This is a genomic window from Pseudooceanicola aquaeponti (assembly GCF_050897975.1).
In the GTDB taxonomy this organism is placed as follows: Bacteria; Pseudomonadota; Alphaproteobacteria; order Rhodobacterales; family Rhodobacteraceae; genus Pseudooceanicola.
The window spans coordinates 411,278-428,869 of the sequence record NZ_JBPAXY010000002.1 but is presented as its reverse complement, the minus strand read 5'-3'; the positions used below and the strand labels follow the sequence as shown (position 1 = coordinate 428,869).

General features: G+C 67.8%; 16 protein-coding genes. 6 read left to right on the top strand and 10 right to left on the bottom strand.

What is annotated here, in order from left to right; translation table 11 throughout:
• Positions 1 to 62: 62 nt before the first annotated feature.
• Together ACRARE_RS05645 and regB are read right to left on the bottom strand one after the other, a co-directional pair.
• On the bottom strand, positions 63 to 1,430 hold the full coding sequence (locus tag ACRARE_RS05645) for a PAS-domain containing protein (protein ID WP_432655432.1): 1,368 nt from the start codon (positions 1,428 to 1,430) through the stop codon (positions 63 to 65).
• 119 nt (positions 1,431 to 1,549) lie between these two features.
• Complete coding sequence (gene regB / locus ACRARE_RS05640) at positions 1,550 to 2,971, bottom strand: sensor histidine kinase RegB (RefSeq protein WP_432655431.1); 1,422 nt, start codon at positions 2,969 to 2,971, stop codon at positions 1,550 to 1,552.
• Positions 2,972 to 3,208: 237 nt separating this feature from the next.
• Between regB and ACRARE_RS05635 the strand changes: the two genes are divergently transcribed.
• Together ACRARE_RS05635 and ACRARE_RS05630 are read left to right on the top strand one after the other, a co-directional pair.
• Positions 3,209 to 3,757 (top strand): ActR/PrrA/RegA family redox response regulator transcription factor, encoded by a 549-nt coding sequence (locus tag ACRARE_RS05635; protein ID WP_432655430.1) that lies wholly within the window; start codon positions 3,209 to 3,211, stop codon positions 3,755 to 3,757.
• Positions 3,758 to 3,875: 118 nt separating this feature from the next.
• Positions 3,876 to 4,565: a TetR/AcrR family transcriptional regulator gene (locus ACRARE_RS05630; RefSeq protein ID WP_432655429.1), complete on the top strand. Its 690-nt coding sequence runs from the start codon at positions 3,876 to 3,878 to the stop codon at positions 4,563 to 4,565.
• A gap of 93 nt (positions 4,566 to 4,658) precedes the next feature.
• On the opposite strand, the gene fghA is transcribed toward ACRARE_RS05630, so the two are convergent.
• Both fghA and ACRARE_RS05620 read right to left on the bottom strand, forming a co-directional pair.
• Positions 4,659 to 5,498 carry an S-formylglutathione hydrolase gene (fghA, locus tag ACRARE_RS05625; RefSeq protein ID WP_432655428.1) on the bottom strand — a complete coding sequence of 280 codons (840 nt, stop codon included), beginning with the start codon at positions 5,496 to 5,498 and terminating at the stop codon, positions 4,659 to 4,661.
• Positions 5,498 to 6,607 (bottom strand): S-(hydroxymethyl)glutathione dehydrogenase/class III alcohol dehydrogenase, encoded by a 1,110-nt coding sequence (locus ACRARE_RS05620; RefSeq protein WP_432655427.1) that lies wholly within the window; start codon positions 6,605 to 6,607, stop codon positions 5,498 to 5,500. Before ACRARE_RS05620 ends, fghA begins: the two co-directional genes overlap by 1 nt.
• 442 nt (positions 6,608 to 7,049) lie before the next feature.
• Between ACRARE_RS05620 and ACRARE_RS05615 the strand changes: the two genes are divergently transcribed.
• Positions 7,050 to 7,838 (top strand): hypothetical protein, encoded by a 789-nt coding sequence (locus ACRARE_RS05615; protein ID WP_432655426.1) that lies wholly within the window; start codon positions 7,050 to 7,052, stop codon positions 7,836 to 7,838.
• 5 nt (positions 7,839 to 7,843) lie between these two features.
• Entirely contained in the window at positions 7,844 to 8,404 is a 561-nt protein-coding gene (locus ACRARE_RS05610) for a hypothetical protein (protein ID WP_432655425.1), read from the top strand.
• A gap of 102 nt (positions 8,405 to 8,506) precedes the next feature.
• Here the strand turns inward: ACRARE_RS05610 and pcaF are convergent, their stop codons facing one another.
• The 3 genes from pcaF to ACRARE_RS05595 form a co-directional block, all read right to left on the bottom strand.
• Positions 8,507 to 9,703, bottom strand: coding sequence for a 3-oxoadipyl-CoA thiolase (gene pcaF, locus ACRARE_RS05605; RefSeq protein ID WP_432655424.1), 1,197 nt, complete (start codon positions 9,701 to 9,703; stop codon positions 8,507 to 8,509).
• Between the two features lie 285 nt (positions 9,704 to 9,988).
• Positions 9,989 to 10,663 carry a 3-oxoacid CoA-transferase subunit B gene (locus tag ACRARE_RS05600; RefSeq protein WP_432655423.1) on the bottom strand — a complete coding sequence of 225 codons (675 nt, stop codon included), beginning with the start codon at positions 10,661 to 10,663 and terminating at the stop codon, positions 9,989 to 9,991.
• The gene (locus tag ACRARE_RS05595; RefSeq protein WP_432655422.1) at positions 10,650 to 11,363 is read right to left on the bottom strand and encodes a 3-oxoacid CoA-transferase subunit A; all 714 of its coding nucleotides are present in this window, start codon (positions 11,361 to 11,363) and stop codon (positions 10,650 to 10,652) included. Before ACRARE_RS05595 ends, ACRARE_RS05600 begins: the two co-directional genes overlap by 14 nt.
• A 118-nt stretch (positions 11,364 to 11,481) precedes the next feature.
• Here ACRARE_RS05595 and ACRARE_RS05590 point away from each other — a divergent pair, with 118 nt between their 5' ends.
• A complete protein-coding gene (locus ACRARE_RS05590; RefSeq protein WP_432655421.1) occupies positions 11,482 to 12,243 on the top strand; it encodes an IclR family transcriptional regulator domain-containing protein in 762 nt (253 codons plus the stop codon).
• A gap of 84 nt (positions 12,244 to 12,327) precedes the next feature.
• Here the strand turns inward: ACRARE_RS05590 and ACRARE_RS05585 are convergent, their stop codons facing one another.
• Positions 12,328 to 12,795 carry an Lrp/AsnC family transcriptional regulator gene (locus ACRARE_RS05585; protein WP_432655420.1) on the bottom strand — a complete coding sequence of 156 codons (468 nt, stop codon included), beginning with the start codon at positions 12,793 to 12,795 and terminating at the stop codon, positions 12,328 to 12,330.
• Positions 12,796 to 12,963: 168 nt separating this feature from the next.
• On the opposite strand from ACRARE_RS05585, the gene putA reads away from it, so the two are divergent.
• Positions 12,964 to 16,401: a bifunctional proline dehydrogenase/L-glutamate gamma-semialdehyde dehydrogenase PutA gene (gene putA / locus ACRARE_RS05580; RefSeq protein WP_432655419.1), complete on the top strand. Its 3,438-nt coding sequence runs from the start codon at positions 12,964 to 12,966 to the stop codon at positions 16,399 to 16,401.
• A gap of 88 nt (positions 16,402 to 16,489) precedes the next feature.
• Here putA and ACRARE_RS05575 read toward each other — a convergent pair whose 3' ends face one another.
• Together ACRARE_RS05575 and ACRARE_RS05570 are read right to left on the bottom strand one after the other, a co-directional pair.
• Positions 16,490 to 17,122 carry a LysE family translocator gene (locus ACRARE_RS05575; RefSeq protein ID WP_432655418.1) on the bottom strand — a complete coding sequence of 211 codons (633 nt, stop codon included), beginning with the start codon at positions 17,120 to 17,122 and terminating at the stop codon, positions 16,490 to 16,492.
• Positions 17,119 to 17,562 (bottom strand): Lrp/AsnC family transcriptional regulator, encoded by a 444-nt coding sequence (locus ACRARE_RS05570; RefSeq protein WP_432655417.1) that lies wholly within the window; start codon positions 17,560 to 17,562, stop codon positions 17,119 to 17,121. Before ACRARE_RS05570 ends, ACRARE_RS05575 begins: the two co-directional genes overlap by 4 nt.
• Positions 17,563 to 17,592: the final 30 nt, after the last annotated feature.

Genomic DNA, 17,592 nt, shown 5'->3' with positions numbered 1-17,592 from the left:
GACATTACCCGGCAGGCCGCCCCCCGCAAGCGGGTTTCGCCGCAGGCCCGGCGGCGGGGCGCCTAGGCCCGGTTCAGGCGCAGCTCTGCCGGGGCGCGGGGGCCTCCGTCGCCGCGCGGCGTGGCGCTGCCGAAGCTGACCATGCGGGCGCCGCCCGCCAGGGGGATCACGGTGCAGACCGCCGGGCCCGCGCCGCGCAGCATCAGCGGATGGCGCTGCCCGTCGCCGCCGCGCGGGCGCGCCAGCTGCTGGCGGATCGGGGTCAGCGCCTCGGGCGCCTCGGCGCGGTCGGACCACAGGCGCAGCGCGTCGTCGACGCCCAGACCGGCCAGCTCTGCCCCTTCGGGCAGGGCGAAGAGGGCGCGATAGGCGCTGTTGCAATAGGATAGGGTGCCGTCATTGGCGAAGATGACGATGCCGTCGGTAAAGGCGTCCAGCACGCTTTGCGACAGCGACAGCTGCTGCCGGAACCGCCGGGTCATGGCGATCTGATCCGAGATATCCTCGAACAGGAAGGCCACGGCGCCATTGGGGTGGGGCCGCCCGGTGACCCGGTAGGTGGCGCCGCCCGGCAGGCTCCAGGTTTCCTGAAGGCGGCCATCGGTGGCGGCGCTGACCAGCGCGGTCAGGTGATCGCGCCAGGAGGCGTAGCTTTTGGGTTCCGGCATGATCTGGTGGTCGCGCAGGTGGTCGAAGAAATGCGCCAGGGCCGGGCGCGAGGCGAGGAATTCCGGGCTGAGCCGGGTCAGGTCCAGCAGGGCGGGGTTGAACAGGATCAGCTGCCGCGCCCGGTCGAAGATCGCCAGCCCGGTCGAGAGCTGGGCAAAGGTCTTGGTCAGGGTCTGGACGAAGTCGCGCTGCGCCTGTTCGGCGACGACCAGGGCGGTGACATCCTGCGCCGCGCAATCCCAGCCCCCCGCGCCGTTGCGCCGCGCCGAGATGTCCAGCCAGACCTCGGCCCGGCGCCCGGCGGCAGGCAGATGGGCACGGTAGCCCAGGGTCGATTGCCCCTCGGGCGCCTTGGCCCCCTCGGCGGGGCGGCGCAGGGGGGCCAGGCTGTCGGGGTCGGCCAGCAGCCGGTCGGCCAGACGGGCGAAGGCGGGGTTGCCGCCGTCGATCGTGCCGTCATCGGCCAGGGTCCAGGCGGGGATCGGCAGATGGGCCAGCCGCGCGGTCAGCCGGTCCGAGATCCGATCTGAGGGGGGATCGGTCGCCAGGGGGGCGGTTCCCTCGCGGTCCGGGGGGGCGGCCCTTGCCCTGGGGGCCCCCTCGTGAGTTTGGGCGGGTCTGCCCTGCCAGCGGTGCCGCGCCACCAGCATCAGTGCCGCCGCGCTGAGCGCCAGGCTGAGCGAGACCGCCAGTGCCAGATCGGGCAACGCAAGATCGGCTGCGGCAAAGTCGGTCCAGAATGTGACGTTATTCTGCGTCAAGGCGGCCTCCTCCGGCACGCCAAACAGAATGGGGAGGCAGAGGTAAAGAATTGATTAACCATCATCCCGGCACGGCCCGCTGGCCCGGGGGCGTGAGACGGGATTGATGCTGACTGGCGTCAGGTGAAGCGCTGGTTCGGCCCCGGGGTCAGGGCGTTTGTACCCTGTCGGGCGTCGATCAGGGCGCGCGGCCAGGTCACCTCGACAATGGCGCCGCGCGGGCGCGGGGCGGGGCTGTCGGCGCCCTCGGCCATGGGGCCCGCGGCGGCGGGACCATTGGCAAACAGCAGCTCGGCCCCGGTGCGTTCCAGCAGGGTCTTGGCGATGAACAGGCCGAGCCCCATCCCCTCGTAGCCCGGGCGTTCCTGGCTTTCCGAGAAGGACCAGCGGCGGCGCATGAAGGGGTCGCCGATCCGGCTGAGGTCGGTGGCCGAAAAGCCGCGCCCGTCATCCATGATCCGCACCGAGATCGTCTCGTCCGTCCAGTGGCTTTCGACCCGCACGTCGGCGCGGGCGAAATCCACCGCGTTCTGCACCAGGTTGCGCAGCCCGTGGATCAGCTCGGGGCGGCGCAGGATGGCGGGGGGCGGGCTTTCCCCGTCGCCATGGGCAAAGTGAATGGCAATGCCCCGGTCGCGATGCGGCTCCGCCGCCTCTTCGACCACGGTCGACAGCGGCGCCTGGCGCATGTGCAGGTCGTCCTTTCCGGCGCGGCCCATCGAGCGCAGGATGTCGCGGCAGCGGTCGGCCTGATCGCGGATCAGCCGGGCATCCTCGGCCAGCTCGGGCTGATCCTCCAGCTCGTCGGCCAGTTCCGAGGAGGTCAGCTTGATGGTGGCCAGGGGCGTGCCCAACTCATGGGCGGCGGCGGCGACCACGCCGCCCAGGTCCGTCAGCTTCTGCTCGCGGGCCAGGGCCATCTGTGTGGCCTGAAGCGCGTCGGACATGGAATGCATCTCGTTCACGATCCAGCGCGAGTAGATGCCGAGGAAGATCACCGCGATGACGATCGCCAACCAGTTGCCAAACAGGAAGACCTGCGCCACCTCCAGCACGGCGCCATCGGCGGTGCGCAGGGGCAGGTGGAACTCGGCCAGCAGGGTGACCAGCACGATGGCGGTCGAACCGACGAAGAGCGTCATCCGCGCCGACAGGGCCAGGGCCGAAACCGTGGCGGGGCCGACGATCAGGATCGAGAAGGGGTTGTGCAGCCCGCCGGTCAGATACAGCAGCGCCCCCAGTTGCAGCAGGTCGAACAGCACCATGGCCAGGTTCTCGACCTCGTTCAGGCGCTTGCTTTCGGGAAAGACGAAGCCGGTCACCAGGTTGGCGATCACCGACAGGCCGATGACGAAGAGGCAGGCGCCGAATTCCAGCTGTAGACCGTAGACCTTGACCGCCACCAGCAGCGCTGACAGCTGGCCGGTGATCGCCCCCCAGCGAAGCAGGATCAGGGTGCGCAGCCGGATCCAGTTGCCGCGATACTGGCCCTGCGGCAGGGGAAACTCGGTCGCGTCGGGGGATGTGTCGGGGCGGGCCATGGGCAGGCTCCTGTCTGGCGCGGCGGCGGTGCCCGTTGTTGATAGGGCGCGGGGCGGGGCAAGGCAATCGGCCCGGGACGGCGCCCGATCCGCCCGCTGTGCCACCGCCACACAGAGCGCACAGGCCCCCTGCGGCAAAGTGATCCGCGCCTGTTTGACGGCTATGAATCAGCACATTAATACTAATCAAGGCGCGCTTTCGGCCGCCCTTTGACCATTTTCAGGGAACGGGACGACATGACGGACCTGCGCGAGATCGGCGACGACCGATCCCTTCTTCTGCTCGACGATGACGAGCCTTTCCTGAAACGGCTCGCCAAGGCGATGGAGAAGCGCGGCTTCGAGGTGGAAACCGCCGACAGCGTGGCCGCCGGTCGCGCCATCGCCACCGCCCGCCCGCCCGCCTATGCGGTTTGCGATCTGCGGCTGGAAGACGGCAACGGCCTGGACGTGGTCGAGGTGCTGCGCGAGAAGCGTCCCGATGCCCGGATCGTCGTGCTGACCGGCTATGGCGCCATCGCCACCGCCGTGGCCGCGGTGAAGGTGGGCGCCACCGATTACCTGGCCAAGCCCGCCGATGCGACCGACATCGTCAACGCCCTGCTGGCCACCGGAGACGAGCTGCCGCCGCCGCCGGAAAACCCGATGAGCGCCGACCGCGTCCGCTGGGAACATATCCAGCGGGTCTATGAACTTTGCGACCGGAATGTCTCGGAAACGGCCAGACGGTTGAATATGCACCGCCGCACGTTGCAGCGGATTCTTGCCAAACGTTCGCCTCGGTAGGTTATTCGTCCCGTTTCGGACAAATGCTCGCTAATAGCCCCTTTACCTTTTGCATCACCGCCCTCCGCTCAGGGCTCGGGGATGCAATTCCGCCAGGCAAAGGGGAGACGCCAGCCATATGTCAAAGACGACGCCAGAGTCCCGTTCCGACGCCACCGCGCCGGGTGACCGCACCGGGCTGCGTGCCGACGGAAAGGCCACCCGCGACAGGATTCTGGACGCCGCCGAGATGGCCTTTGCCACCGCGCCTTACGATGGCGTCTCGCTGCGCCGCATCACCGGCGATGCCGGGGTCAACCTGGCGCTGGTGAAATACTACTTCGCCTCGAAGGAAAACCTGTTTGCCGCCGTGGTGGCCCGCCGCGCGCCGGATCTGTGCCGCCTGCGGATGCAGCGCCTGGCCGAGATCCAGGCCGAGGGCCCGCCGGATCTGAAGACGGTGATCGGCGCCTATATGCGGCCCCTGTTCGATCAGATGAAATCCGAGGATCCGGGCTGGCCCAACTACGTGCGCATGATCGCCTTCATGGCGCAGGATGCCCGGTTCGACGCGCTGATGTCGGAGCATTTCGACGAGACCGCCCGCGCCTTCTTTGCGGTGATCCGCGCCGCCGTGCCCGAGGCGAAAGAGGCCGACGTGCTGTGCGGGCTGACCTTCCTGCTGACGCTGACCGTGCGCTGCCTCTCGGGCGAGATGCGCTGTGTCACCCTGGCCGATCGGAAGGCGCAGGTGACCGATCTGGAAGAGTTCTACGACCACCTGATGCCCTTCTGTAGCGCGGGGATGATCGCCCTGATGAACCGCTGAGGCCCCCCCGGGGACCTGACGTGAAAAGGGCGGACCCGGCAGGGCCCGCCCTTTGTCTTTGCCTGGTCCGGGACGCGGGCCCCGGGCCCGCTGTCAGGCCTTCAGCCGTTCGGCGTGCCAGTCCAGGTGATCGCCCATGAAGGTGGAGATGAAGTAGTAGGAGTGGTCGTAGCCCTCCTGCATCCGCAGGGTCAGGGGCTGGCCCGTTTCCTTGCAGACCTCCACCAGCAGTTCGGGTTTCAGCTGCCCTTCCAGGAAATTGTCGGCGCCGCCCTGGTCGACCAGCAGGTCGGGCAGACGGGCGCCATCCTCGATCAGGGCGCAGGCGTCATACTGGCGCCAGGCGGTGCGGTCGGCGCCGATATAGCCGGTCAGGGCCTTTTCACCCCAGGGGCAGTTCAGCGGGCTGACGATGGGGGCAAAGGCGCTGACGGCCTTGAAGCGGTCGGCGTTGCGCAGCCCGATGGTCAGCGCGCCATGGCCGCCCATGGAGTGGCCCATGATGCCCTGGCGGGTCATGTCGGCGGGGAACTGGGCGGCGATCAGCGCCGGAAGTTCCTCTTCGACATAGGCCTGCATCCGGTAGTTGGCGGCAAAGGGCTCTTCCGTGGCATTCACGTAGAACCCGGCGCCCAGGCCGAAGTCATAGGCCCCTTCCGCGTCATCCGCGACGCCCTCGCCGCGCGGCGAGGTGTCGGGGGCGACGAAGATCAGCCCGTGACGCGCGCAATGGGCGCGGAACTCGCCCTTTTCGGTGACATTGGCATGGGTGCAGGTCAGCCCCGACAGATACCAGACCACGGGAAGGGTTTCCCCCTCCGCGTGATCGGGCACGAAGACCGAGAAGGTCATCTCGGTTCCGGTCTCGGTCGAGACATGCTTGTAGACACCCTGCGTGCCGCCGAAGGCGCGGTTGGTGCTGACGGTTTCCATCAGAAGACCACCACGGAGCGGATGGACTCGCCGGCGTGCATCAGGTCGAAGCCCTTGTTGATCTCTTCCAGCGTCAGGACGTGGGTGATCATCGGGTCGATCTCGATCTTGCCGTTCATGTACCAGTCGACGATCTTCGGCACCTCGGTGCGGCCCTTCATGCCGCCGAAGGCCGAACCCTGCCAGACGCGGCCGGTGACCAGCTGGAACGGACGGGTGCTGATTTCCTTGCCCGCCTCGGCCACGCCGATCACGGTCGAGACACCCCAGCCCCGGTGGCAGGCTTCCAGCGCCTGGCGCATCACCAGGGTGTTGCCGGTGCAGTCGAAGGTGTAGTCGCCGCCGCCATCGGTCAGCTCGATCAGGTGCTGGACGATGTCGCCGTCGATCTTCGACGGGTTGACGAAATGGGTCATGCCGAACTTGGTGCCCCATTCGGCCTTGGCGTCGTTCAGGTCCACGCCGATGATCTTGTCGGCGCCGACCATGCGGGCGCCCTGGATCACGTTCAGACCGATGCCGCCCAGGCCGAAGACGATGACGTTCGACCCGGGGGTGACCTTGGCGGTGTTGGTCACCGCGCCCACGCCGGTGGTCACGCCGCAACCGCAGTAGCAGGCCTTGTCGAAGGGCGCGTCCTCACGGATCTTCGCCACGGCGATTTCCGGCAGGACGATGAAGTTCGAGAAGGTCGAGCAGCCCATGTAGTGGTAGATCGTCTCGCCCTTGTAGGACATGCGCGAGGTGCCGTCGGGCATCACGCCCTTGCCCTGGGTGGCGCGGATCGCGGTGCACAGGTTGGTCTTGCCCGAGAGGCAGGATTTACACTGGCGGCACTCGGGGGTGTACAGCGGGATGACGTGATCGTCCTGCTTGACCGATTTCACGCCCGGACCCACGGCGCGGATGATGCCCGCGCCCTCGTGGCCCAGCACCGAGGGGAAGATCCCTTCGCTGTCCAGCCCGTCCAGGGTGTAGGCGTCGGTATGGCAGATGCCGGTGGCCATGATCTCGACCAGAACCTCGCCCTCCTTCGGGCCTTCCAGGTCGATCTCGACGATTTCCAGAGGTTTCTTCGCCTCGAAGGCGACGGCTGCACGGGTTTTCATGGTGGCTCGCTCCGTAATGGGGATGTCTTCACAAACCACAGGACGGCAGGTCGGGGAAGGGCAGAAAACGGGCTGTCGGGCGCCGAAACCGACATTTCCGCCCCTTTTCGCGACAGTGCCGCGCTGCGGCGTGACGATGCGTCAGAAACCTGCGTCCCCGTAGGGCGTGTGGCGCAAGTGTTTGATAGATATGGGCTATCGGGCGATAGGTCGGAGCAAGGCAAAGGCGCGTCGCAGGGCCTGTCGCGGGCGCCCGGCGCGGGGGCCTGCTGCACCGCACGAAGGCCGCGCCCTTGGCCCGTTCCCGGCGCGTTTTGCGACTTTCGTATCGGTCCGGCGGCAGCTCCGGCCAAGGGCGTTGACTCGGCCCGGGGGCGGAGGGGAAGCTATTGGCATTTCGCAGATAGACATTTCTTCAGGCTTTTGGGGCGCGGGGACCGCTATGGAAGAGACGGGTTTTGACAAATGGGACAGGCTGTCCTTCGTGGCCCTGGGGGTCCTTCTGCTTGCGGGGATCGCCTGTTTCTTCTGGTTTGTCTCGGACCTTGGCCTGCTGAAGTATGACGTCACCAGCTCGCGCACGGCGATCAAGGAGGGGACCTATCACTATTTCGCCGAGGCCCTGGAATACCGAGAGCGCCGGTTGGCCGTCGCCCTGACCTATCGCACCTTCCTGACCAGCTTCGGCTTCGCGGTTGGGCTGGTCCTGTCGATGATCGGCGGGGTTTTCGTCCTCAGACGCGCCACCGCCGATTTCGATCTGAAGGTCGAGCCCGGTGAGGATGGTCTGACGAAACGGGCCAAGTTTGCCCTGATGACGAATTCGCCGGGGGTGGTCTTCATGCTGGCCGGTGTCCTGGTCATGATCCTGACCCAGTCCCTGGCCATCCCCGTCAGCGTGGCCGAGATCTTCCCCGAGGATGTCAGGCCGGTTTGCGAGAAGAGGGCGGAAGAGAGGGGGATCTGCAATGCCTCTCGGCCCGGTGATCCCTCTGGGCGCGACTACAAGGAAGACCGCCCGATGCTGAATGATCTGTGTCTTGCCGCGGCTGAGGCGGGCACCCTGGATGACCTGTCCGATGAGACGCTGAAGAAGATGCGGCGGCATGTCCTGCTCAGCAGGACCGAGCAAGGAATGACCATTTTTGACCCTGAGATGCCGGCATACGTGCTGATGCTGGAAGCCGCGTCGGCCAACGATCTTTGTACGGCCATTTATCAACTGAGGTAGGGAAGATGCTCTGTTCGAAAACGCCCCTGGGGCTTGCCTTCCTTGCCTGTGCTGCCCCCGCCTGTTTTGCCGAAGGGACCGAGGCGGAAGACACGCCGGTGCAGGCGTTCCTGGCTGGCTATGCCTGTGCAGAGAAAAAGACCTACACGAATCCTTGCCCCTACAAAGACGGCGACGCCCCTTCGACCGACGATGTCATGGAGTATATCGAATGGTACACCAGTGGCGGTTCTTCGTCGGTTCAATATGTTGAAAAGGCTGGCGAGAAGTACTTTGGTCGCGGCCAATCGTATCTTCTTGGGGGGGTTAAATCCGAAGGAATCGACTGTTCGAAATATAGTTTGGGCTGCGAGGTGGGAACGGGCCAGGACTGGACCGTAACCACGCAAAACAACGAGCGTCCTGATCTTGAGTTTTCAGTCGATGTCGAGCAGCAAAGGCCGAGCGATCAGATCGCCATCTCTGAAGGGGGGATCGAGATGTACATGACCCTCCAGAGCGATCTTTTTGACTTGGGCGCCCCGGTATCCGGCCTGCTTGGCTATCGTGGTATCGCCCGGCAGTAGGGCCTGCCAGGGATAGCCGACCGCCGCGCGGCACGGCAGAGGTGCCGCCGAGAGGGAGGGCCAGACCCCAGAGGCTGAGGTCTGGCCGAAGGTATGGGGCGATCAGACCGCTTCCAGCGCCACGGCGATCCCCTGGCCGACGCCAATGCACATGGTCGACAGCGACTTCTCGCCCGACTTCAGCTGCAGTGCCGCGGTGCCGGTGATCCGCGCGCCGGACATGCCCAGGGGGTGGCCCAGGGCGATGGCGCCGCCGTTGGGGTTCACCCGCGCGTCATCGTCGGCAATGCCCAGATCGCGCAGCGTCGCCAGACCCTGGCTGGCGAAGGCCTCGTTCAGCTCGATCACGGCAAAGTCTTCCTGTGTCAGACCCAGGCGCGCCATCAGCTTTTTCGAGGCGGGCGCCGGGCCAAAGCCCATGATCCGCGGCGGCACGCCGGCGGTGGCGCCGCCCAGCACGCGGGCGATCGGGGTCAGGCCGTATTTCTGCGCTGCCTCGGCCGAGGCCAGGATCAGCGCCGCCGCACCGTCGTTGACGCCAGAGGCGTTACCGGCCGTCACCGTGCCGCCCTCGCGGAAGGGGGTCGGCAGCTTGGCCAGCTTTTCCAGGGTCGAGGCGCGGGGGTGTTCGTCGGTGTCGAAGATCAGGTCGTCCTGCTTGCGGCGCTTGATCGACACAGGCACGATTTCCTGCGCCAGGCGGCCCGAGGCGATGGCGGCGGCGGCCTTCTCCTGGCTGTTCAGGGCGAACTTGTCCTGGTCTTCGCGGGAGATGTTGAAGTCTTCGGCGACGTTCTCGCCGGTTTCGGGCATCGACTCGACGCCGTATTGCTTCTTCATCAGCGGATTGACGAAGCGCCAGCCGATGGTGGTGTCATAGACGGCGTTATTGCGCGAAAAGGCGGTTTCGGCCTTGGGCATGACGAAGGGCGCGCGCGACATGCTCTCCACGCCACCGGCGATCATCAGATCGGCCTCACCGGCCTTGATGGCGCGGGCGGCGGTGATGATGGCATCCATGCCCGACCCGCAGAGGCGGTTCATCGTGGTCCCGGTGACGTTCACCGGCAGACCGGCCAGCAGGGCGGACATGCGCGCCACGTTGCGGTTGTCCTCGCCCGCCTGGTTGGCGCAGCCGTAGATCACGTCGTCGACGGCTTCCCAGTCGACAGAGCTGTTGCGCTCCATCAGGGCCTTCAGCGGCAGGGCGCCCAGGTCGTCGGCGCGGACGCTGGCCAGGGTGCCGCCGAAACGGCCGATGGGGGTACGGATGTAGTCGCAGATATAGACTTCGGTCATGTGATCCTCCTCGGGCCGCCATGACCCGTTTTCATTCGTTGGCGCGGGTATCGATGCGCGAACCCGCCCGGAAAGCGTAGGGTGGATGCAATCCACCATGGTGCGGCGGGCCTTGGGGTCTTGGTGTCGCACCGTTCAGATGTCGTGCCCGGCGGCACGCCGGGCAGCTCCCGACCTCTCCCCAGGGAGGGGGCTTTCGCCCCCACCCGAGGTCGGGGGCTGCCCTCCGTGATGGGGTGGAGACGGGGCAGATGTCGTAGGGCGGGGGTTACCCCGCCCCCGGTCTTACAGCTCGGGCACCACCAGGTCGGCCACGTCGCCCTCGGTGTGCAGCGGCGCGCCGGTGACGGCTTGCAGATCGTCCATGGACATCCCCGCCAGCTTCTCGCGCAGCACGAAATGGCCGTCCACGATGTCCACCACCGCAAGCGAGGTATAGACGCGGGTCACGCAGCCCACCCCGGTCAACGGGAAGGTGCAGGCCTCGACCAGCTTCGGCTCGCCCTTCTTGGTGACGTGATCGGTCAGCACGGCCACCCGTTTGGCCCCATGCACCAGGTCCATGGCACCGCCCACGGCCGGCACCCCCTTGTTGCCGACGCGCCAGTTGGCCAGATCGCCGTTCTGCGCCACCTGCAACGCGCCCAGGATGGCTACGTCCAGATGGCCGCCGCGCACCATGCCGAAGCTGTCGGCGTGGTGGAAGAAGGAGGCCCCGGGCTTCAGCGTCACCGCCTTCTTGCCCGCGTTGATCAGATCCCAGTCCTCGCTGCCCGGCTCGGGCGCCGGGCCGAAGCCCAGCACGCCGTTCTCGGTGTGGAAGACCGGTGTGCGGCCCTCGACGGTATATTGCGCCACCATCTCGGGGAAGCCGATGCCGAGGTTGACATAGGCGCCATCCTCGATGTCCTGGGCGGCGCGCCAGGCGATCTGGGCGTTGGACAGCTTAAGCTCGGACATATTCAACTCCTGCGCGGATCAGGGCTTCTTCCTGCTGCGGGTCGGCGACCTCGACGATCTGGTCGACGAAGATGCCGGGGGTGTGCACCTGCTCGGGGTCGATGCCGCCGGGTTCCACCACCTTGGTGGCCTGCACGATGGTCGTTGCCGCCGCCGCCGCCATCAGCGGCGAGAAGTTCCGCGCCGCCATGCGGTAGGTCAGGTTGCCGAAGTGATCGGCCAGTTCGGCCTTGATCAGGGCGAAATCAGCCTTCAGCCAGCGTTCCTGCACGTAGTGCTTGCCGTCGAACTCGGCCACGGGTTTGCCCTCGGCCAGTTCGGTCCCGTAGCTGGACGGGGTGTAGAAGGCGGGAATGCCCGAGCCCCCGGCGCGGATGCGCTCGGCCAGGGTGCCCTGGGGCACCAGCTCCAACTCGATCTCACCGGCCATGTAGCGGTCGGTGAAGGCGCGCGGATCGCTCGACTTGGGGAAAGAGCAGATCATCTTCCGCACCATCCCGGCATCAATCATCGCCGCGATGCCGATCTTGCCGTTGCCGGCGTTGTTGTTGATGACGGTCAGGTCCTTGGGGCCCGCGTCGATCAGCGCGTGGATCAGCTCGATCGGGTTACCCGATCCGCCGAAACCGCCGATCATCACCGTGGCGCCATCCTTGATCCCTGCGACGGCCTCGGTCAGGCCGGGGAGTCTCTTGTCCATTCGGATCCTCCTATGCTGGGGCCATGTCATACGCCCCGGTGGGGATCGACGTCCACGGGGTTTGTGCGCTATGCTAACTTTGTACGGATATCGCACAAATCACCCGGCAGGAGGTCCCATGGCCCTGAACCAACGCGACATGATCTCGGGCCTGGCCAAGGGGCTGCGGGTGATCGAGGGCTTCACCGCCGACCATCCGCGCCAGTCCATTGCCGAGGTGGCCGAGGCCACGGGGCTGGACCGGGCCACGGCGCGGCGCTGTCTGCTGACCCTGACGGAGCTGGGCTATGCGGCCCATGACGGCAAGTATTTCACCCTGACCCCCCGGGTGCTGCGCCTGGGCACCGCCTGTCTGGCCACCCTGCCCCTGGCGCAGATGGTGCAACCCTGGCTGGATCAGCTGTCAGAGGAACTGGGCGAAAGCTCTTCCGTCTCGGTGCTGGACGAGGGCGAGGTGGTCTATGTGGCCCGCGCCGCGCAGCGCAAGGTGATGTCCATCGCCCTGATGCCGGGCTCGCGCCTGCCCGCCTATTGCACTTCGATGGGCCGTGTCCTGCTGGCCGCCCTGCCCGAGCCCGAGGCCCGGGCGCGACTGGCCGCGATGGACCTTGCCCCGCGCACGCCGCTGACCCAGACCGACCCCGAGGCGCTGATGGCGCGGCTGCGCGATGTGCGCGCCCAGGGGTACGAGGTGATCGACCAGGAGGTCGAGATCGGCCTGCGCTCGATCGCCGTGCCCATCGAGGACGCCCACGGCCGCACCGTCGCCGCCCTGAACCTGGGCCTGCCGGTGCGCGACACGCCGGTCGAAGAGATCGCCCCACGGTACCTGCCCGCCCTGCACCGGCTGCAATCCGAGCTGAAGCGCGTGTTGCGCTAGGGGATCGCCCGGGGGGATCGCTCTGCCGGGCGATGCCTGCCTAGCGGGGATATTTTTGGCAATGAGAAGAGGGGGGCGGGGCGCCTAGAGGGCCGGGCTGCTGCCTTCGACCACGGCTTCCATCGACACGAAGGTGGTTGTCGAGGTGACATGGGGCAGGGCGCTGATTTCCTCGCCCATGACGCGGCGATAGTCTGCCATGTCCTGCGAGCGCACCTTCAGCAGGTAGTCGAATCCCCCTGCAATCATGTAGCATTCCTCTATCTCGGGCACCCGGCGGACGGCGGCGTTGAAGGCCTCCAGCGCCTTCTGGCGGGTGTCGTCCAGGCGCACCTCGACGAAGCTGACATGGGTCAGGCCCAGCTTTCGCGGCGACAGGGTGGCGCGGTAGCCGGTGATCACGCCGCTGTCTTCCAGCGCCTTCAGCCGTGCCGCCACGGGGGTTTTCGACAGGCCGACCTTGCGCGCCAGCTCGGCCACCGGCAGGCGGCCATTCTCGGTTAGTTCCCGCAGAATCCTGCGGTCTGTCTGATCCAGGTTTGATGCGCTCATTGCCTGCAAATACCCCGAATAAAAGTGCGAACGACCACAGTCTGGCACATCTTCAGGCGATAAGACCAGATGGAAGAGGATAGATATCGCCCAGGTCCCGGGGCCAGACCCGGGCCGCGCCCACAAGACATCGCAAAACGCCGATCAGACGCCAGAAGGGAGACGACCATGCAGGACCAGACCACCCCGCCCCGCCTCGACACCCTGGAGGGGGTCGCCAAGCACCCCGCCGAGGCGCCGCTGATCGCCCATCTGGCCGAGCAGGCCGGGCTGAGCGCGCAGGCCCGCGCGATGATCTCGCACCGGGCCGCCGATCTGGTGCGCAAGATCCGCACCAGCCAGAAACCCACCCTGATGGAGCATTTCCTGGGGGAATATGGGCTGTCGACCCGCGAGGGCGTGGCCCTGATGTGCCTGGCCGAAGCGATGCTGCGGGTGCCCGACAAGCTGACCATCGATGCGCTGATCGAGGACAAGATCGCCCCCAGCGACTGGTCGGCGCATATGGGCCGGGCCTCTTCGCCGCTGGTCAATGCCTCGACCTGGGCGCTGATGCTGACCGGCAAGGTGCTGGATGACGAGGGCCCGCGCATGGCCGCCACCCTGCGCGGCGCCGTGAAACGTCTGGGCGAGCCGGTGATCCGCACCGCCGTGGGCCGCGCCATGCGCGAGATGGGCCGCCAGTTCGTGCTGGGCCAGACCATCGAAAAGGCCATGGACCGCGCCCAGACCCGCGAGGGCCAGGGGTTCACCTACAGCTATGACATGCTGGGCGAGGCGGCGATGACCTCGGCCGATGCGGCGCGCTATGCCCGCGACTATGCCGATGCGATCGACGCCATCGGCCGCGCCTGTACCCATGGCTCGGTCGAGGACAACCCCGGCATCTCGATCAAGCTGTCGGCGCTGCACCCGCGCTATGAGGTGGCCCAGGAAGAGCGCGTGATGGCCGAGCTGGTGCCGGTGGTGCGCGAACTGGCCCGCAAGGCCCGCGCCGCCGGAATGGGCCTGAACATCGACGCCGAGGAACAGGACCGCCTGGTGCTGTCGCTGAAGGTGATCGAGGCGGTGATCTGTGACGAGGCCCTGGCCGGTTGGGACGGCTTCGGCGTGGTGGTGCAGGCCTATGGCAAACGCGCGCCGCAGACCATCGACTGGCTGTATCAGACCGCCCGGCGCTATGACCGCCGGATCATGGTGCGCCTGGTGAAGGGCGCCTATTGGGACACCGAGATGAAGCTGGCCCAGGTGGAAGGCCTGGCCGATTTCCCGCTGTTCACCTCGAAGGTGGCGACCGATGTCAGCTATATCGCCAATGCCCGGAAACTGCTGGGCTACGCCGACCGGATCTATCCGCAGTTCGCCACCCATAACGCCCATAGCGTCGCTGCGATCCTCGAAATGGCGGGGGATGTGAAATACGAATTCCAGCGCCTGCATGGCATGGGCGAGCGGCTGCATGACATCGTCATGTCCGGCGCCCAGGGCGGGCCGGGCCGTTGCCGGATCTATGCCCCCGTGGGCGCCCACAAGGATCTGCTGGCCTATCTGGTGCGGCGCCTGCTGGAAAACGGCGCCAACAGTTCCTTCGTGAACCAGATCGTCGATGAAGAGGTCTCGCCCGAAGAGATCGCCCGCGATCCCTTCGCCGCGCTGGCAGAGGCCCAGCACCCGGCGGGGCTGGTGAAACCGGCCGAGATTTTCGGCGCCGAGCGGCTGAACAGCCGCGGCTTCGATCTGACCGACGGGCGCAGCCTGGCGATGATCGAGGCGGCCCGCGATGTGGCGATCCCCGATGCCGCGCCGATCACCGCAGGCCCCGTCAGCGGCACCGCCCGCGACGTGGTGAACCCCGCCGATGGCTCGGTGGTGGCCCGGGTGACCGAGGCCGACGAGCCCTGCGTCCGCGCGGCCATCGCCGCCGCCACCCCCTGGGACGCCACCCCCGAGGACCGCGCCCAGGTGCTGCGCCGCGCCGCCGATCTTTACGAGGCCAACTTTGGCCCCTTCTTCGCCGTGCTGGCGCGCGAGGCCGGAAAGACCCTGAACGATACGGTGGGTGAGCTGCGCGAGGCGGTGGATTTCCTGCGCTTCTACGCCGATGAGGGCGCCCGGCGCCCGGATGCCCCGCGTGGGATCTTCACCGCGATCAGCCCCTGGAACTTCCCCCTGGCGATCTTCACCGGCCAGATCGCGGCGGCGCTGGCTGCCGGGAACGGCGTGCTGGCGAAACCGGCGGAACAGACCGGGCTGACCGCCGCCATGGCCGTGCGCCTGCTGCACGAGGCCGGTGTGCCGACCCCGGCGCTGCAACTGCTGCCCGGCGACGGGCGCGTGGGCGCCCTGCTGACCGGATCGGACAAGGTGCAGGGCGTTGCCTTCACCGGCTCGACCGAGACGGCGCAGATCATCCGCCGCGCCATGGCCGAGGTGATGGACCCCGGCGCGCCGCTGATCGCCGAGACCGGCGGGCTGAACGCCATGATCGTCGACAGTACCGCCCTGCCCGAGCAGGCGGTGCGCGACATCGTCGCCTCGGCCTTCCAGTCGGCGGGCCAGCGTTGCTCGGCCCTGCGGTGCCTCTACGTGCAGGAAGACGTGGCGCCGGGCATGATCGAGATGATCCGCGGCGCCATGGACGAGCTGGCCGTTGGCAACCCCTGGGCCCTGTCCACCGATGTGGGTCCGGTGATCGACGAAGAGGCCCGGGCGGGCATTGCCGAGTACATCGACGCCGCCCGCGCCGAGGGCCGCCTGTTGCATGTTCTGGACACCCCCCAGGGCGGCACCTTCATTGCCCCCACCCTGCTGAAGGTTGGCGGCATCGAGGACATGGTGCGCGAGATCTTCGGGCCGGTCCTGCATGTGGCCACCTTCAAGGGCCGCGACCTGCCGAAGGTGATCGCGGCGATCAATGCCACGGGCTATGGGCTGACCTTCGGGCTGCACACCCGCATCGACACCCGCGTGCAAGAGGTGACCGACGCGATCCATGCGGGCAATCTCTACGTCAACCGCAACCAGATCGGCGCCATCGTCGGCTCGCAGCCCTTCGGGGGCGAGGGGCTGTCGGGCACCGGGCCGAAGGCGGGCGGACCGAACTACCTGGACCGCTTCCGCGCTGCCCCCGCGCCCCTGGCCGGGCGCGAGGACGGCCCGGTGGGGGCCGCGACCCTGGCGCAGAAACTGGCGGCCTTCCCCGAGGGGGCGAAGGTCGAGGAAACCCTTCTGCCCGGCCCGACCGGCGAGCTGAACCGGCTGAGCGCCGTGCAGCGCGCGCCGGTCCTCTGCATGGGTCCGGGCCCCGAGGCCGAGGCGGCGCAGGTCGCGGCGGTCGAGGCCCTGGGCGGCCTGGCCCTGGCGGCGGGCGGCGTGCCCGAGGCCCAGGTGCTGACCACGCTGGAGGGCTTCAGCGGCGCGATCTGGTGGGGCGATGCCGCGCAGGCCCGCGCCTTCGCCCGTGACCTGGCGGCGCGCCAGGGGCCGATCCTGCCGCTGATCACCGGCCTGCCGGATCGCGGCCATGCCTGCCATGAACGCCATCTGTGCGTCGACACGACGGCCGCGGGGGGCAATGCCGCCCTGCTGGCCGGGGCGGAAGACTAGGGGCTCCTGTCTTTTCCGCCTGACGTCCGGGCGCGCGCGGGGCACATCCCTTTCCGCGCGCGCGCCTGGGCGTCGTTTATCGCAGGCCTCAGACCAGGGCGATCAGCGCCCCGCCGATGGCCCACAGGCCAAAGCCCAGCAGGATCAGGCCCGACAGCCGCGCCACCCAAAGAGCGAAACCCGGCGGCAGGCGGTGGCGCGCCAGGGCGACCCCGCCCGACAGGCAGACCCACCACAGCATCGAGCCCAGCACCACGCCCCCGGTGACGATCAGCGCCGCGCCCGACCCGGCCCCCGCCGCCGCCTCGCCGGCCAGGCCCAGCCCGGCGAAAAGCGCGGCGAAGGACAGGATGGTGGCCGGGTTGGCCAGGGTCAGCCCGAAGGTGGCCGCCAGGGTGCCCAGCAGATCCCGCGCCCCGATCTTCGCCGCCGGGCGCGGCGGCGCGGGGCGAAAGGCGCGGACCCCCAGCCACAGCATCGCCGCCCCGCCGATCAGCCGCAGCGGCAGGTCGATCGCTGCCAGGGTCGTGGAAAAGGCGGCAAAGCCGAGCGCGGCCAGCGCCGCATAGGTGCCATCGGCCAGCGCCGTGCCCAGCCCGCCGGCGATCCCGGCCCAGATCCCCCGCTCCAACGTGCGCGAGATGCACAGCGCGCCGATCGGTCCCAGGGGCATGGCCACCGCCAGCCCCAGCAGGACCCCCTTCAGCAGCAGGGCAATCATCGCGGCAGCATCGGCGCGGGCACAGGCGAGGACAGCGCCAGGATCGTCTCGCTGCGGGCCAGGAAGCGCTGCGCCTTGATCTGCTCCAGCAGCGGTTCGATGGCGGCCAGGTCGGGCAGGTGCAGTTTCAGCAGGTAGGACCAGGCGCCGGTCACATGGTGGCATTCGGCGATGGCCGGATGGGCGCTGGCAAAGGCGCGAAAGGCGCCCTCGTCCGCATCCTCGCGCAGCGCCACCCACAGGAAGACCGGCACCGGCAGGCCCATGGCGGCGGGGTCCACCTCGACGGTGAAGCGGCGGATGACGCCCCGGGCGGTCATCCGGCGGATGCGTTCGTTCACCGCAGAGGGCGACAGGCCGACCTCGGCCCCGATGTCGGAAAGCGCGCGGCGGGCATCGGCGGCGAGCAGCGAGAGAATTTTGCGGTCTATATCATCCATGGCCGCAGAAATAGCGGTGCTTTTGTGATT

What these genes read in the sequence shown, in the direction of transcription:
- regB (WP_432655431.1), bottom strand. Translation starts at nt 2,971, where the DNA reads ATGGCCCGCCCCGACACATCCCCCGACGCGACCGAGTTTCCCCTGCCG.
- ACRARE_RS05635 (WP_432655430.1), top strand. Translation starts at nt 3,209, where the DNA reads ATGACGGACCTGCGCGAGATCGGCGACGACCGATCCCTTCTTCTGCTC.
- ACRARE_RS05630 (WP_432655429.1), top strand. Translation starts at nt 3,876, where the DNA reads ATGTCAAAGACGACGCCAGAGTCCCGTTCCGACGCCACCGCGCCGGGT.
- fghA (WP_432655428.1), bottom strand. Translation starts at nt 5,498, where the DNA reads ATGGAAACCGTCAGCACCAACCGCGCCTTCGGCGGCACGCAGGGTGTC.
- ACRARE_RS05620 (WP_432655427.1), bottom strand. Translation starts at nt 6,607, where the DNA reads ATGAAAACCCGTGCAGCCGTCGCCTTCGAGGCGAAGAAACCTCTGGAA.
- ACRARE_RS05615 (WP_432655426.1), top strand. Translation starts at nt 7,050, where the DNA reads ATGGAAGAGACGGGTTTTGACAAATGGGACAGGCTGTCCTTCGTGGCC.
- ACRARE_RS05610 (WP_432655425.1), top strand. Translation starts at nt 7,844, where the DNA reads ATGCTCTGTTCGAAAACGCCCCTGGGGCTTGCCTTCCTTGCCTGTGCT.
- pcaF (WP_432655424.1), bottom strand. Translation starts at nt 9,703, where the DNA reads ATGACCGAAGTCTATATCTGCGACTACATCCGTACCCCCATCGGCCGT.
- ACRARE_RS05600 (WP_432655423.1), bottom strand. Translation starts at nt 10,663, where the DNA reads ATGTCCGAGCTTAAGCTGTCCAACGCCCAGATCGCCTGGCGCGCCGCC.
- ACRARE_RS05595 (WP_432655422.1), bottom strand. Translation starts at nt 11,363, where the DNA reads ATGGACAAGAGACTCCCCGGCCTGACCGAGGCCGTCGCAGGGATCAAG.
- ACRARE_RS05590 (WP_432655421.1), top strand. Translation starts at nt 11,482, where the DNA reads ATGGCCCTGAACCAACGCGACATGATCTCGGGCCTGGCCAAGGGGCTG.
- ACRARE_RS05585 (WP_432655420.1), bottom strand. Translation starts at nt 12,795, where the DNA reads ATGAGCGCATCAAACCTGGATCAGACAGACCGCAGGATTCTGCGGGAA.
- putA (WP_432655419.1), top strand. Translation starts at nt 12,964, where the DNA reads ATGCAGGACCAGACCACCCCGCCCCGCCTCGACACCCTGGAGGGGGTC.
- ACRARE_RS05575 (WP_432655418.1), bottom strand. Translation starts at nt 17,122, where the DNA reads ATGATTGCCCTGCTGCTGAAGGGGGTCCTGCTGGGGCTGGCGGTGGCC.
- ACRARE_RS05570 (WP_432655417.1), bottom strand. Translation starts at nt 17,562, where the DNA reads ATGGATGATATAGACCGCAAAATTCTCTCGCTGCTCGCCGCCGATGCC.